The following is a 13,885-nucleotide window of genomic DNA, read 5'->3' as shown; positions in this document are numbered from 1 at the left end:
GGCCCTCCTCAGAAGAATGCCGCGTAGAGCGGGATGAACAGCGGTTCGGTCAGGCCCTTGGGCAGAAGGATCTTCAGCGTCACCTCAAAGAAGAAGAACAGGAAGACCGGCGTGGCCAGCGTCAGGATCGCGATCAGCGTCCATCCGTGCCGGCCGAAGACGCGCAGGTAAATCGCCATGAAGGCCATCAGCGCGACGTAGGCGCCGACGAAGGGGATCGCCGCGATGGTCGCGATCAGCAGCCCCGCAACGCCCGCCACCTGCGGGATCGCGTCGGCATCGGGGAAGAACCTCTCGCCCTCGTGCGGGTGCGAGATGAAGCTGCGGATCAGGATGATCGCCGAGGCGGCCAGCATTGCCGCCGACAGCCAGAACGGAAATGCCCCGCCCCCCGGTCCCGCGCCCTCTTCCCAGCCGATCGGCAGGACCGTGGCGTGCCACATGAAGTAGATCGAAAGGCCCATGAGGGCGAGCGCGATGATGCGATCGGCGGCGAGCATGGCGGCTCCGTTGATGGTCGCTGGACACGAAGGACCGGGCGGACACAAGGTCCGCCCGGCTGTGACGGGGCAGGGCGGCTCAGGAGCCGAGTTCGCCCATGCCGGCCAGGATTTCCCGGTGCACCTCGCGGCCGTTCAGCAGGAACTCCTGCAAGGCGTCGCCGCTGAGGAACGTCGCGTCCAGCGCCTCGTCGGCGGCGTAGGTCTGCCATTCCTCGGTCTGGCTCAGTTTCTCGAACATCTCGGTGTAGAAGGCCGCGGCCTCGGCGGGCATGTCCTTGGGCCCGACAAAGCTGCGCTGCATCGTGTAGACCACGTCATGGCCAAGCTCGCGCATGGTGGGCACGTCCGGGAAGGCCTCCAGCCGCTCTTCCGAGAAGGTGGCGATCGGACGGGACTTTCCGGCCTTGTAGAAGCCCATCTGCTCGGCCGGGTTGTTCACCGTCGAGTCGATGTGGTTGCCGACCAGGTTCTTGGCCACCGTGCCGCCGCCCTCGAAGGGCACATAGGTGAACTTGATGCCGAACTCGTTCTCGAGCATCGCGGTCACAAGGCTGTCCTCCTGCCCGGTCCCCGTGCCGCCCATCTTGAAGCTGTCGCCGGCTTCCTTCACCGCGGCCACGAAATCGTCCAGGTTCTGGATGTCGCTCTCGGCGCTGACCCAGAGGATGAAGTTGTCGTTCGCCATCCGCGCCAGCGGCGTGAATTCCTCGATATCGACGCCGATATTGGTCCGGAGCGGCGTGGTGTAATAGCTGTTCAGCGTCGCCATGATGATGTGGGCGTCGCCTTCCTTGTCCTTGAGATAGCGCAGCGCCTCTGCACCCGACCCGCCGCCCTTGTTCACCGGCAGCACCGGCATCGGCGAGAAGTCGTTCTTCTGGATGATCGACTGGAACAGCCGCGCCAGAAGGTCGGCGCCGCCGCCGGCCCCGGCCATGATGACCATCTCTACGGGCTTGTTGGGCTTCCACGATTCGGCGGAGGCGGGCGCCCCCAGCACGAGTGCGGCCGAAGCCATCAGCGCCATGGCACCACGGCGTGTGAATGTGTTGATCATGTTCTTCCTCCCTGTTCGAAACGGCAACGTCAACGCGGTACGATCCGTTCGCAGGCCAACCCGGCTGCGCCATTTCATGTCCCGAGAATTACGGCGCAGGCAGAAAATTCCACACCTAAAAGGGTTGTTGTGATAAGAGTGAAGACAACAAGCCTATCATTTTGTAATGTTGTAAACATGCGGAAGGCCCTGATCGGATCACAACTGCGGCAGCTGCGCCGCGACCATGGCCACACCCAGGCCGAGATGGCCCGTCGGCTGAAGATCAGCCCGGCCTATGTGAACCTTCTGGAGAACAACCAGCGCGCCCTGTCGGTGCCGGTCCTGATGGCCCTGACCGAGGCCTATGGTATCGACATGCGCGAGTTGCTGAGTGATCGCGATGCCGCGCGGCTGGCGGAACTGCGCTCGGCCGTGGCCGATCCCGCCTTTGTCCGCGACCGGCCCGACCTGCCGGAACTTCGTGGCGCGGTGGATCATGCGCCGCGGCTGGTCGACCTGTTTCTTCAGCTTTATCGCAGCCACCGCAGCGCGGTCGAACGTCTCTCGCGGCTGGGCGACGCCGCGGCGGCGGGCGATCTGCTCAGTTCCTCGCCCGAGACGCTGATCCACGACTTCTTCCGCGACAACTCGAACTATTTCGCCGCGCTCGAGGCGGCGGCCGAAGAGATCCGCCGCCAGATCGTCGGCGCGCCGGACGACATGTATGCGCTGCTCAAGCGCTATCTCAGGGTGAAGTTCCAGATCGACGTGCGCCAGACCGGCATCGACGAGATGCCCGACACGCTGCGCGTGTTCGACGACAGCGCAGGCAGGGTGCTGCTGTCCGAGGCGCTGGATCATCCCAACCGGGTGTTCCAGGTCGCCCATGTTCTGGCCCTGGTCGAACTGCCCGGCCTGCTGGACGATCTGATCGCCGAAAGCGGGATCGCGACCGAGCAGGCGCGCGCCCGCTGCCGGGTCGAACTGGCCAACTACTTCGCCGCTGCCCTGCTGATGCCCTACATGCCATTCCTCGAACTGGCCGAGAAGACCGCCTATGACATCGACCGGCTGGCCGCCGCCTTCGGCACGACCTTCGAACAGGTGGGCCACCGGTTGACGACGCTGCAACGCGACGGGGCGCGGGGAATCGGGTTCTTCCTGCTCAGGATCGACAAGGCCGGCAACGTGACCAAGCGGGTCAATGCCACCCCCTTTGCGCTGGCGGAAAAGGGCGGGTCCTGCCCGGTCTGGAACATCCACAACGCCTTTGCCATGCCCGACATGGTGCTGCCCCAACTGGTCGAGATGCCCGACGGGGCGCAGTTCTTCACCTTCGGCCGCACCTCGCCGCGACCGGTGCTGGGCCGGCATCTGCAGGACAACCGCCTTGTCGTGGCGCTCGGCTGCGAACGCTCCGACGCCCACCGCATCGGCTATGCCCGCTCGATCAACCTGGACCGCGAGGCGGGCACGGTGGCGAGGATCGGGATCGCCTGCCACATCTGCCCGCGCCAGGCCTGTTCGCAGCGTGCGCATCAGCCGATGCACATCATCCTTCCGATCGACGCCAAGCGGCGCGGCAAGACCCGCTACGAAAGCTGAGGGTCGGGCGGGGTCAGGCCGCCTCGTGCCAGAAATCGCACAGGAACGACAGCGCGCCCTGCATCCCGCCGGGGCCGCAGCGGTCCTGGAAATGTGGCGCGCACAGCTCGGCAAAGCGGGGGTGGTGGCGCAGGTCGGATTTCTCGACCGTGCGGAAGGCCATCGACCAGTCGGGGAAGTCGCGCTTGTCCTTAACGCCGCGTTCCAGCACGATCTTGGTGTGGTGCCGCGGGTCCGAGAAGATGCGCTTGCGCAGTGCCTCGATTGCGGCCTCGTCGCCCTCGAGCAGTTGCATGAAGCTGCCGCGATAGCGCCCCTCGCCCTCGGCGAACAGCAGGACTCCGGTGATCCCGTGCCGTGGATTGTAGCTGTGCGCACTCTCGAGAATGTTCTCGAGATCCTTCGGCGTCAGCGCCGAGTCCGCCTGGCTGACATAGACGATGTAATGGGTGCTCACGTGCAGCGCTCCGGTTCCAGGTGGCGGGGCCTCCCTGATGGGGCGGTATAGGACTGCATCTCGACAAGTCAAGCGAACATTTTGGAGTTTATTTCACAATGTCAAATACACTTCGATATATAGAAAATAACTTGACGCGAATCCAACCATGGGCCAGCGTCTGTGCGGGGAGGACATCGTGACCGAAACTGCGCGAACACATGCCGTGCGGCAGGACGGGCCGGCGGGGCTTGCCGCCGGGGGCGCGTCGGACGCGTCCGCCGACAAGGGCGCACGGCGCATCCAGTCGGTCGAACGTGCCCTGACGATCATCGAGATCCTCGCCGCCGCGCCGGATGCGCTGGCGCTGGGCGAGGTCGCGGCCCGCGCCGGGCTGAACGTCTCGACCTGCCACCACCTGATCGCCACCCTGGTCGAGCGTGGCTATGTGCTGAACGCCGGGCGCAACCGTGGATACATGCTGTCCTCGCGGTTGCAGGAACTGACCGAGACCAACGCACGCAAGGCGGACCTGTCCGATTTCGCGCGCACCGACCTGATCGGCCTGTCGGGCCAGTTGGGGCTGAGCGTGCAACTGGCCGAGATGCAGGGCGCCGCGCTGGTGACCCGGTTCAAGGCCAACGTGGCCGAGACCCACGTGATCGAGGCCGACGAGGTGGTCAAGATGCGCGCGGCCCATGCCACGGCCACGGGCAAGGCGATCCTTGCCTGGCTGCCCGAGGACCAGGTGCTCAAGATCATCTCGGAAAACGGGCTGCAACGCTTCACCGACCGGACGATCACCAGTCTTGCGGATCTGACCGAGGAGTTGCGCTGGGTCCGCCGCAACGGCTTTGCGGTCGACAACGAGGAGTTGAAGACGGGCGTGGTCTGCTATGGCGCGGCGCTCAGGGACGAGAAGGGCGCGGTGATCGCCTCGATCTCGGCCTCGATGCCGGTGGCGCTGGCGACCGAACCTTGCCGCGAGCATGTCGCGCAAGAGGTCGTGGGCTGCGCCCGCAAGCTGTCGGACCGGCTGCGTCTGAGCCGCCACTAGGGAGAGGGGCGGCACATCTGAAGCGGGAAAGACACGGGAAAACAGGGACCAAAGGGAGGAAATCCAGATGGCGATGCCAGCGGGCGTAAGGACGGATAGCGCCTATCCGATCCCCGAGACGATGAAGGCCTGGGTGCTGGGCGATCCGGGCGAGCTGACGCTTGCCGAGAAGCCGGTACCGGTGCCGAAGCGGGCCGAGGTGCTGGTCCGGATCGACGCGGTGGCGATCTGCGCGACCGACCTCGAGATCATCTATCACGGGCCGCCGGCCCAGATCGAGGGCGGTGCGCCCTTCAACAAGAACTTCACGCCGGGGCACGAATACATGGGCACCGTGGTGGCGCTGGGCCCGGGCGTCGATGAATACAGGATCGGCGAGCGGGTGACCGTGGAAATCCACGCCGGCTGCGGCCAGTGCAAGCGTTGCCGGCAGGGCATGTACACGTCCTGCCACAACTACGGCAAGAATTACGGCGACGTGGACAAGGGCCACCGCGCCAACGGCTTCACCACCGATGGTGGGTTCTGCGAATACCAGGTCAACAACATCAACACGCTGATCCATGTCGATGACAGCATGTCGGACGAGGAGGCGACGCTGGTCGTGACCGCCGGCACCGCGATGTATGGCCTGACCGAGCTTGGCGGGCTGGTCGCGGGCGAAAGCGTGGTGGTCACGGGGCCCGGCCCGATCGGCCTTCTGGGCGTGGCGGTCGCCAAGGCGCTGGGCGCGCAGCCCGTCATCCTGACCGGCACCCGCGACAACCGGCTGGAAATGGGCAAGAAGCTGGGCGCCGATTACGTCGTCAACGTCCGCAACGAGGACCCGGTCGAGGCGGTCAAGCGTCTGAACGGCGGGGTGGGCGTCGATTACGTGCTGGAATGTTCCGCCGCGGCCAACGCGATCAACGAGGCCTGCCAGATGGTCAACCGCGGCGGCAAGGTCTGCCTCGCCGCCTTCCCGGGCGAGCCGCCGCAGGTCGACGTGGCGCATCTGGTGCGCAACAACATCTACGTCTACGGGATTCGCGGCGAAGGGAAATCCGCGACCCATCGGGCCGAGGCGTTCATGCGGCAGAAGCGGTTCGACGCCACGCTGATCCACACCCATACCTTCGAGATGGAGGACCTCAAGGAGGCGATCCGCTACGCCAAGGACCGGGTCGAGGACGCGATCAAGGTCGTGGTGAAGAACAAGCACGCCGAGGCCAGGCGCGTGGCCGCCGAATGACCCTTCGGGGCCGCCCCGGGACAGGCGGCCCCGTCCATGGCCAAGGGAGGGGCCAGGGACATGCTGACATTCGACCGATACGAGATGCCCGCGACGCTGCCCGAGGCGCTGGCGCTGTGGGCGGATGCCCCCGAGGGCGCGCGGCTGGTGGCGGGCGCGACCGACATCCTGCCCTGGGCGCGCGAGGGGCGCGCGGGCGACGTGGACCTGCCGCTGGGGATCGACCTCAGCCGGGTCGCGGAATTGCAGGGCCATGAACGTCATGGTTCCCGGGTCCGACTGGGCGCCAACACCGTCTGGCAGGATTTCCTGGACGACGCGCAACTCGCTCGCTGGCTGCCGGTGATGCCCCATTGCGCGGTCTGGTTCGCCGACGACCAGATCCGCCAGCAGGCGACGCTGGCGGGCAACCTGGTGAACGCCTCTCCGGCGGCCGACGGCACGCCGCCCGTCCTTGCGCTGAACGGCGAACTGGAACTGTGCCGCTGGGCGGGCGATCACATCCTGTGCCGCACCATGCGGGTCGAGGATTTCGTGACCGGCCCCGGCGCCACGCGGCTTGCTCCCGGCGAGCTTGTGAATTCCGTGACGCTCGACTGCGCCGACGGCTATGGCGCGTCGTTCCAGAAGGTCGGCCAGCGCCGCTCGCTGGTCATTTCCGTCGCCTGCGTCGCCGCCCTGGTGAAACTGGACGAGACCGGCACCCGCTTCGCGGACGTGCGCCTCGCCTTGGGCGGTGTCGGCCCGGTGCCGGAACGCCTGCGCGATATCGAGGACCGTCTGAAGGGCGAACCGGTCGACACCCGCCTGATCGAAGATGCCGCCGCGGCCACGGCTGCCCGCGTCGCCTCGCGGAGCCGCGTCGACTATCGCCGCCGCGTGGTGCCGGGCTTTGTCTGCGCCGCGCTGGAAGAGGCCGCAGAGCGGGCGCGTGTCGCCCAACGCAAGGAGGCTCTCCATGCCTGAGATGACACTGGACATGCGGGTGAACGGCCGCAAGGTGACGCGCCGTGCCGACCCCGGCCAGCGCCTGCTGGATTTCCTGCGCGATGAACTCAACCTGACCGGCACCAAGGAAGGCTGCGGCGCCGGGGAATGCGGCACCTGTAGCGTGTTCGTCGATGGCAAGCTGGTGAAATCCTGCCTGATGCCCGCCGCCAAGGCGCAAGGCGCCGATATCCAGACCGTCGAGGGGCTGGCCAGGCCGGGCGAACTGGACGTCCTCCAGAAGGCGTTCCACAAGACCGGGGCCAGCCAGTGCGGCTATTGTATCCCCGGCATGGTGATGGCCGCGACCTCGCTGCTGCGCGAGGCGCCCGAGGCCAGCCTTGACGAGATCAAGGAACGCATGGGCGGCAATATCTGCCGCTGCACGGGGTATACCAAGATCATCGAGGCCGTGGCGCTCGCCCGCGACGTGGTGACGGGCCGCGCCAGCCCCGCCGTGCTGGAGCCGGAAGGCGTGGGCGAGAGCTATATCGGCCACAATGTCCGGCGGCTGGATGCGCCCTCCAAGGTGACCGGGCGGCTGAAATACGCGGGCGACATGGTGATGCCGGGCATGCTGCACATGGCCGTCCTGCGCTCGCCCCATGCCCATGCCGAGATCGTCTCCATCGACACCTCCGAGGCCGAGGCGGTGGAGGGCGTGGCCTGCGTCATTACCTCGGCCGATGTGCCGGGCAAGGACGGCTTCGGCGTCTTCGTCCATGACCAGCCGGTGATGGCCCGCGGCAAGGTTCGCCATGTCGGCGAGGCGGTCGCCGCGGTGGCCGCCGAGGACGTCGCCACCGCCCGCCGCGCGCTTGCGAAGATCAGGGTCGAGTACCGGGAATTGCCGGGCCTCTTCGACCCCGAGGACGCGCTGAGACCCGGCGCGCCCGTCATCCACGACTACGCCCCCGACAACGTGGTGAAGCACATCCCGATCCGGAAGGGCGACGTGGACAAGGGCTTCGCCGAGGCCGACCTGATCCTCGAGGACGAATTCTCGACCCAGCAGGTCGAACATGCCTATCTCGAACCCGAGGCGGGGCTGGCCTACGTGGATGCCGATGACGTCGTGACCGTCATTTCGCCCAGCCAGAACATCACCCACCACCGCCACATGCTGTCCGAGATCATCGCGAGGCCCATCAACAAGGTGCGCTTCATCATGTCGCCCGTCGGCGGCGGCTTCGGCGGCAAGGAGGACATGATCTACCAGGGCATGCTGGCCTTGGCCGCGATGAAGACCGACCGCCCCGTGCGCCTCGTCTTCACCCGCGAGGAATCGATCATCGCCTCGGCCAAACGCCACCCCTCCCGCGTGAAATACCGCATGGGGCTGACGAAGGACGGCCGCATCACCGCGATCCGGTTCGAGATGCTGTCCGATGGCGGCGCCTATGGCATGTCGTCCGAGGGCGTGATGCGCAAGGCAGCGATCCTGTCCTGCGGCCCCTACGAGATCGAGAACCTCCAGGTCGACACCACCGCCGTCTACACCAACAACACGCCGTCGGGTGCCTTCCGCACCTTCGGCGGCATGCAGGCGCAGTTCGCCACCGAAAGCATGATGGACATCGCCGCCGAACGGTTGGGCCTCGACCCGTTCGAGATCCGGCGGCGCAACATGATGCGGGCGGGCTCGCTCACCCACACGCAGCAACGGCTGACCTCGGCCTCGATCGACCGGGTGCTGGAGGCGGCCGAACAGGCGTCACGCTGGGAGCCGGGTGCGCCCACCATGCGCGGACCGATGCGGGGCGACCTTGGGGGCCCGGGCACGCGGGCGCCCTGCACGCTGGGCGCGCGGTTCGAGACGCCGAAGGACAGCAAGGAAAGGGTGGCCTGATGCAACGCAAGATGCGCGGCCGCGGCGTCGCGGCAAGCTGGTACGGCATCGCGCGGACCGCCACGGTGGACCGCGCCGGCGCCTGGGCGGAACTGGATGACGGCGGCACCGCCAAGGTGGTGACCGGCGTGACCGAGATCGGCGAGGGCATCCTGACGGTGCTCGCCCAGATCGCCGCCGAGGAACTGGGCATCCGCCCCGAGGACGTGACCATCGGCGACAACGATACCGCGCGCTCGCCCGAGGCGGCCCATGCGGGCGCCACGCGCCAGACCTACATGATCGGCAATTCCGTGGCGCTCGCCTGCCGCGAGGCGAAGGCCCGGCTGTTCGCGGAAATCGCCGCCCATTGGGAGGTGGACGCGGGCACGCTGGTCGCCTTCGACGGCGAGTTGCGCGCCGAGGGCACCAACCTCGCCATGACCATGGCCGAGGCGGTGGACCTGTGCAAACGGCGCGGCGTGGTGCCGGTGGGCGCGGGACATTTCGCCGCGCACGGCACGGGGCTGAACCCCGAGGACGGCTCGGGGGCGCCCTGGCAGGCCTATGTCTTCGGCACCCAGGTCGCCGAGGTCGAGGTCGATACGGTGACCGGAGAGGTGCAGGTCCTCGGCCTCTGGGCCGCCCATGACGTGGGCCGGGTCATCAACCCCCGCGGCGTCGAGGGCCAGATCGAGGGCGGTGTGGTGCAGGGCCTGGGCCAGGCGCTGATGGAGGATTACCAGACCGCGAACGGCCATCCGGTGACGCATGGGTTCGCGAAATACATCCTGCCGACCGCGCTGGACGTGCCCGAGATCACCTCGATCCTGGTCGAGGACCCCGACCCCCTCAGCCCGCTGGGCGCCAAGGGGATCGGCGAGCCCGCGCTGGTGCCGACCGCGCCCGCGATCATCAACGCGATCCACGACGCGGTGGGCGTGCGCATCCGGTCGCTGCCCGCGACGCCGGAAAAGGTGCTGGCGGCCATCGCCGAGAAACAGGCCCGCGCGGCGGCCGCCCGCGAGGCCGCGGAATAGCAAGGGGTGCCGCGAGGGCGGCACGAGGGACAGGGAGAGAGCATGGAAACCTCGATGTACAGCGCGATGCGGGTCGGCATCGTCCATTTCAAGGCCTTCCCCGGCATCGAGACGGGCGCGGGGCCCATCGTCGAGACGCTGGAGAAGATCTGCGCCGACGAGTTCTGGACCGCCGTCGAGGTGGGCTGGATGAAGGATTACCGGGTCAGGAACACCGCCCGTCACCTGCTGGACCAGAGCCACCTGTCGGTCGCCTATGCCACCCAGCCGAAATCGCTGACCAACAAGCTGAACCTCAACCATTTCGACACGGGCGAACGTGCCAAGGCGGTGCAGGAGATCAAGAGCGCGGTGGACGAGGCGCGCCAGCTCGGCGCCGAGGTGGTCCGCCTGATCGCCGGCAAGGACCCGGGCGACGCCAAGCGCGACGAGGCCAAGAAGTTGCTGATCGACTCGCTGCACCAGATCCTTGACTACGCGGCCGAGGAGAAGGACGGGCTGGCCTTCACGCTGAAGATCTTCGACCGCGGCATCGACAAGAAGAACCTGATCGGCCCGGTGGGGGATGCGGTGGACATCGCCAAGGCCATTCGCCCGGACTACCCGAATTTCGGCCTGCTGACCGATCTCAGCCATTTCCCGCTGCTCGACGAAAAGCCCGAGGAAAGCATTCCCCTCATGGCCGAGTGGCTGGACGCCGTGCACCTGGGCAACTGCGCCTTCCGCGACAAGTCGCACCCCGCCTATGGCGACATCCAGCCCCGCTTCGGCATCCCCGGCGGCGAGACGGATACGCCCGAGGTCGTGACCTTCTTCAGGGAGCTTCGCAAGGTCGGCTTCTTCGACAAGCCCGTGCGCCCGGTGGTCAGCGCCGAGGTGCGGCCCGTGCTGGCCGGCGAGGTCTCCGAGGTGATCATGGCCAACGCCAAGCGGGTGATCCGCGACGCCTGGGCGCTGTCCCAGCGACCAGACTGACCAAAGGGACGGGTCGCCCGCGGGAGGGGCGAGCCGCAGAATGAACTGGCAGTGGAGGACTGCCGCACGCCGCGCCAAGCGGCATTTCGAGAGGGAGGAGAACCACGATGACGAAGGGGATTTTCGCGTCCGTCCTTGTGTCGGCGGCGATGGCCGTGGGCCTTGCGGCCCCGGCCCGGGCCGAGTTTCCGGAAAAGCCGGTCGAGATGACCATCCTGTTCGGCAGCACCGCCCAGACCATCGGGCAGTTGCTGGCGGACCTGATGTCCAAGCACATGCCCGAACCTGTGGTGCCGGTCGCGCGCACCGGCGGCGGCGGGGCGGTCGGCTATCAGCATGTCCACGGCACGGCCGCGGACGGCTACAACATCGTCTGGAACTCGAACTCGATCAGCACCAGCTATCACGGCGGCAAGATCGGCTTCGACCATACCGCGTTCCAGCCCATCGCCAAGATCTCGGTCGAGGTGCCGGCCTTTGCGGTGCGTGCCGATTCCGGCTGGGATTCGCTGGCCGACATGGCCGCCGACATCAAGGCGAGCGGCGCCAAGCTGAAGGTCGGGGCCTCGGGCAAGGGGTCGTTCACGCACCTGTCGACCGAGGCGATCCTCGCCGCGGTGGGGCTGTCGGACATGGCCGTGCACGTCCCCTATGACCAGGGCCGCGCGCCGGTCGAGCTGATCGCAGGCCGTCTGGACGCCGCGCTGCAATGGCCGGGCCAGTTCATCTCGCACCACGAGGCGGGCACGCTCAAGATCCTGTGCGTCACCTCGGCCAAGCGGATATCGCAACTGCCCGACGTGCCGAGCTGCGCCGAAAGCGGGGCCGAGGGCCTGGATCTGGTGATGTGGCGGGGCCTGGCCGCGCCCGCGGGCACGCCACCCGAGACGGTCGCCAAGCTGGAGGAGGCCGCGAAGATGGCCACCGAAAGCGAGGAGTTCAAGGCCGCCGCGCAGACCATCGGCTTCGAGGTCGACTATGCCGATCACGCCGCCTTCGGCGAGCTGATCGCCCGCGACGACAGGACGATCGCGGACCTGATGGGCCAGCTCGGCCTCAAGGCGCAGTGATCCGATGAGCGCGGAGCCCGACCAGAGCCGCCGCCTGGACCTGATCGCGGGGGGCATCCTTCTGCTGTTCGCGCTGGCCTGGACGGCGACGGTCTGGCGGACGGTGCCGCCGGGCTTCGACGGCATCGGGCCCCGAGCCTTTCCGTTCTGGCTCGGGGTCGCGCTGGCGGTGCTGTCGGCGGTGCTGTTCGGCCGGGGGTTGCGCGGCAGTCCCCCGCCCGCGGACGCCGAGGACGACGACCCGCCCGCGGGCGCCACGGTCTCGACCGGGTTGCGGCTCGGGCTGGTCGCGGCGGTCTGCGGTATCATCGCGGTCTACGGCGTGCTGATGCAGAAGATCGGCTTCCTGCCCGCGACCGCGCTGACCGTGGCGGCGACGCTGGTGGTCGTCCTCGGCGAACGCCGCCCTCTGATCGTGGCGGGCATGGCGCTGGGGATCGCGGTGGGCGCGTGGCTCGCCTTCGGTCAGGTGCTCGGCGCCTACATGCCGCGGGGCACCTGGATATCGCTCTTCTGAACGCGCGGCGGGGCCCGCATCCCGGGGCCCGCCGTTCAACGACGGGAAGGAACCCATGGACCTCTTGCTGACCGCAGCCCAGGTGGCGCTTGCGCCCGCGGCCCTTCTGGCGGTCCTGGCGGGCACGCTTCTGGGGGTGATCTTCGGGGCGATCCCGGGGCTGACCTTCACGGTGGCCATGGCGCTGGTGGTGCCGATGTCCTTTTCGCTGGAGACCGCGCCGGCCATCGGGCTGTTGCTCGGCACCTATATCGGCGGCATGACCGGGGGCTCGGTCCCGGCGATCCTGCTGGGCATCCCCGGGACGCCCTCGGCGGCGGCGACGGTGCTGGACGGCTATCCGCTGACGCGCCGGGGCAAGGCGTCGCTGGCGCTGGGCACGGCGGTCGTGGCCTCGGCCTTCGGCGGCATCGTCAGCCTGATCGTGATGGTCGTCTCGGTCGACATGGTGGCGAAACTGGCGCTGCGCTTCGGCCCGGCCGAGACCTTCGGCCTGCTGGTCTTCGGGCTGTCGACGATCTGCGGGCTGGCGCAGAAATCGCTGGTCAAGGGGCTGATCGCGGGTGTGCTGGGGCTGATGGTGATGACCATCGGCATCGACGAGATGGAGGGCGTGCAGCGGCTGACCTTCGGCACGGTGGTGATGCAGCAGGGCATCAGCCTGCTGGTCGCCATGATCGCGCTTTTCGCCGTGCCGCACGTGATCGACGCCTTTGTCGACCACTACACCGGCGGTCGCCGGATCGAGGCGGTGGCCGATGTCCGCGCCGAACTGCCCACCATCCGCGACATCCTGCGGGATTTCTGGCTGATGCTGCGCTGCGCGCTGCTGGGCACGGGCATCGGCGCGATCCCCGGCACGGGCGGGCCGATCGCGGCGTTCCTGGCCTATGCCCATGCGCAGAAATCCTCGAAACGCCCCGAACGCTTCGGCAAGGGCGAGATGGCGGGCGTCGTCGCGCCCGAAACCGCGAACAACGCGGTGACGGGGGGCGCGATGATCCCGCTGCTGTCCTTGGGCATCCCCGGGGACCCGGCCACCGCGATCCTGCTGTCGGGGCTGCTGATCCACGGTCTGATCCCGGGGCCCATGCTGTTCATCCAGAACCCCGGCGAGATCTACCAGATCTACCTTGCCATCATCGTGGCCTATGTCTCGGTCGTCGCGATCCAGCTTCTGGGCATCCGCTTCTTCGTGCAGGTGCTGCGCGTGCCCGCCCACCTTCTGGCGGTCGGGATCATCATCATGTGCGCCTATGGCGCCTTCGCGATCCGCAACTCGGTCTTCGACGTGATCTCGGTCGCGGTGCTGGGGGCCATGGCCTACGGGCTGATGCGGGTCGGCATCCCGCTGACGCCGATCATCCTGGGCCTCGTGCTTGGCCCCGCGATCGAGCGCGAGTTCCGCACCGCCATGATCCTGTCCGAAGGCGATCCGTCGGTCTTCGTCGGATCCCTTCCCGCCGCCGTGTTCCTGGGCCTCGCGGTGCTGATCGTCGGCACCCAGGTCGTCCGCGCCACCCGCGCCACGCTTTCCGCCCGCAGAACGGAGGACAAGGCAAGTGCTTCAGTCACCCCATCCGAATGACCGCCCCGA

General features: G+C 67.7%; 13 protein-coding genes. 10 read left to right on the top strand and 3 right to left on the bottom strand.

Translation table 11 applies throughout. From position 1 onward, the window contains the following. Positions 1–8: 8 nt before the first annotated feature. Positions 9–500 (bottom strand): tripartite tricarboxylate transporter TctB family protein, encoded by a 492-nt coding sequence (locus EV655_RS11035; protein ID WP_132544781.1) that lies wholly within the window; start codon positions 498–500, stop codon positions 9–11. 79 nt (positions 501–579) lie between these two features. Next, positions 580–1,560 (bottom strand): Bug family tripartite tricarboxylate transporter substrate binding protein, encoded by a 981-nt coding sequence (locus tag EV655_RS11030; protein WP_132544779.1) that lies wholly within the window; start codon positions 1,558–1,560, stop codon positions 580–582. A gap of 177 nt (positions 1,561–1,737) precedes the next feature. On the opposite strand from EV655_RS11030, the gene EV655_RS11025 reads away from it, so the two are divergent. After that, a complete protein-coding gene (locus EV655_RS11025) occupies positions 1,738–3,147 on the top strand; it encodes a helix-turn-helix domain-containing protein (protein ID WP_132544777.1) in 1,410 nt (469 codons plus the stop codon). A 13-nt stretch (positions 3,148–3,160) separates the two neighbouring features. Here EV655_RS11025 and EV655_RS11020 read toward each other — a convergent pair whose 3' ends face one another. After that, on the bottom strand, positions 3,161–3,604 hold the full coding sequence (locus EV655_RS11020) for a BLUF domain-containing protein (RefSeq protein ID WP_165905330.1): 444 nt from the start codon (positions 3,602–3,604) through the stop codon (positions 3,161–3,163). Between the two features lie 148 nt (positions 3,605–3,752). On the opposite strand from EV655_RS11020, the gene EV655_RS11015 reads away from it, so the two are divergent. The 9 genes from EV655_RS11015 to EV655_RS10980 all read left to right on the top strand — a co-directional run bounded on the left by EV655_RS11015 (position 3,753) and on the right by EV655_RS10980 (position 13,876). Beyond that, positions 3,753–4,640 (top strand): IclR family transcriptional regulator, encoded by an 888-nt coding sequence (locus tag EV655_RS11015; RefSeq protein ID WP_132544773.1) that lies wholly within the window; start codon positions 3,753–3,755, stop codon positions 4,638–4,640. A 67-nt stretch (positions 4,641–4,707) separates the two neighbouring features. Then, positions 4,708–5,871, top strand: a complete 1,164-nt coding sequence (locus EV655_RS11010) for a zinc-dependent alcohol dehydrogenase (protein ID WP_132544771.1) — start codon at positions 4,708–4,710, stop codon at positions 5,869–5,871. Positions 5,872–5,931: 60 nt separating this feature from the next. Continuing rightward, the gene (locus EV655_RS11005) at positions 5,932–6,837 is read left to right on the top strand and encodes an FAD binding domain-containing protein (protein WP_132544769.1); all 906 of its coding nucleotides are present in this window, start codon (positions 5,932–5,934) and stop codon (positions 6,835–6,837) included. Next, positions 6,830–8,707 carry a molybdopterin-dependent oxidoreductase gene (locus EV655_RS19020; protein ID WP_165905329.1) on the top strand — a complete coding sequence of 626 codons (1,878 nt, stop codon included), beginning with the start codon at positions 6,830–6,832 and terminating at the stop codon, positions 8,705–8,707. The genes EV655_RS11005 and EV655_RS19020 overlap by 8 nt, the downstream gene beginning before the upstream one ends. Next, positions 8,707–9,726: a xanthine dehydrogenase family protein molybdopterin-binding subunit gene (locus EV655_RS19015; protein ID WP_165905328.1), complete on the top strand. Its 1,020-nt coding sequence runs from the start codon at positions 8,707–8,709 to the stop codon at positions 9,724–9,726. The genes EV655_RS19020 and EV655_RS19015 overlap by 1 nt, the downstream gene beginning before the upstream one ends. A 42-nt stretch (positions 9,727–9,768) precedes the next feature. Beyond that, on the top strand, positions 9,769–10,701 hold the full coding sequence (locus EV655_RS10995; RefSeq protein ID WP_132544767.1) for a sugar phosphate isomerase/epimerase family protein: 933 nt from the start codon (positions 9,769–9,771) through the stop codon (positions 10,699–10,701). Positions 10,702–10,808: 107 nt separating this feature from the next. Then, complete coding sequence (locus EV655_RS10990; RefSeq protein WP_132544765.1) at positions 10,809–11,771, top strand: Bug family tripartite tricarboxylate transporter substrate binding protein; 963 nt, start codon at positions 10,809–10,811, stop codon at positions 11,769–11,771. Between the two features lie 4 nt (positions 11,772–11,775). Continuing rightward, complete coding sequence (locus tag EV655_RS10985; protein ID WP_132544763.1) at positions 11,776–12,288, top strand: tripartite tricarboxylate transporter TctB family protein; 513 nt, start codon at positions 11,776–11,778, stop codon at positions 12,286–12,288. 55 nt (positions 12,289–12,343) lie between these two features. Next, positions 12,344–13,876, top strand: a complete 1,533-nt coding sequence (locus EV655_RS10980; RefSeq protein WP_132544761.1) for a tripartite tricarboxylate transporter permease — start codon at positions 12,344–12,346, stop codon at positions 13,874–13,876. Positions 13,877–13,885: the final 9 nt, after the last annotated feature.

Source organism: Rhodovulum euryhalinum, assembly GCF_004342445.1.
GTDB lineage: Bacteria > Pseudomonadota > Alphaproteobacteria > Rhodobacterales > Rhodobacteraceae > Rhodovulum > Rhodovulum euryhalinum.
The sequence above is the reverse complement of the archived record's forward strand: the minus strand, read 5'-3'. Positions and strand labels throughout refer to the sequence as shown.

Coding starts and splice junctions, on each gene's coding strand:
- EV655_RS11035 (WP_132544781.1), bottom strand. CDS start 500: ATGCTCGCCGCCGATCGCATCATCGCGCTCGCCCTCATGGGCCTTTCG.
- EV655_RS11030 (WP_132544779.1), bottom strand. CDS start 1,560: ATGATCAACACATTCACACGCCGTGGTGCCATGGCGCTGATGGCTTCG.
- EV655_RS11025 (WP_132544777.1), top strand. CDS start 1,738: ATGCGGAAGGCCCTGATCGGATCACAACTGCGGCAGCTGCGCCGCGAC.
- EV655_RS11015 (WP_132544773.1), top strand. CDS start 3,753: ATGGGCCAGCGTCTGTGCGGGGAGGACATCGTGACCGAAACTGCGCGA.
- EV655_RS11010 (WP_132544771.1), top strand. CDS start 4,708: ATGGCGATGCCAGCGGGCGTAAGGACGGATAGCGCCTATCCGATCCCC.
- EV655_RS11005 (WP_132544769.1), top strand. CDS start 5,932: ATGCTGACATTCGACCGATACGAGATGCCCGCGACGCTGCCCGAGGCG.
- EV655_RS19020 (WP_165905329.1), top strand. CDS start 6,830: ATGCCTGAGATGACACTGGACATGCGGGTGAACGGCCGCAAGGTGACG.
- EV655_RS19015 (WP_165905328.1), top strand. CDS start 8,707: ATGCAACGCAAGATGCGCGGCCGCGGCGTCGCGGCAAGCTGGTACGGC.
- EV655_RS10995 (WP_132544767.1), top strand. CDS start 9,769: ATGGAAACCTCGATGTACAGCGCGATGCGGGTCGGCATCGTCCATTTC.
- EV655_RS10990 (WP_132544765.1), top strand. CDS start 10,809: ATGACGAAGGGGATTTTCGCGTCCGTCCTTGTGTCGGCGGCGATGGCC.
- EV655_RS10985 (WP_132544763.1), top strand. CDS start 11,776: ATGAGCGCGGAGCCCGACCAGAGCCGCCGCCTGGACCTGATCGCGGGG.
- EV655_RS10980 (WP_132544761.1), top strand. CDS start 12,344: ATGGACCTCTTGCTGACCGCAGCCCAGGTGGCGCTTGCGCCCGCGGCC.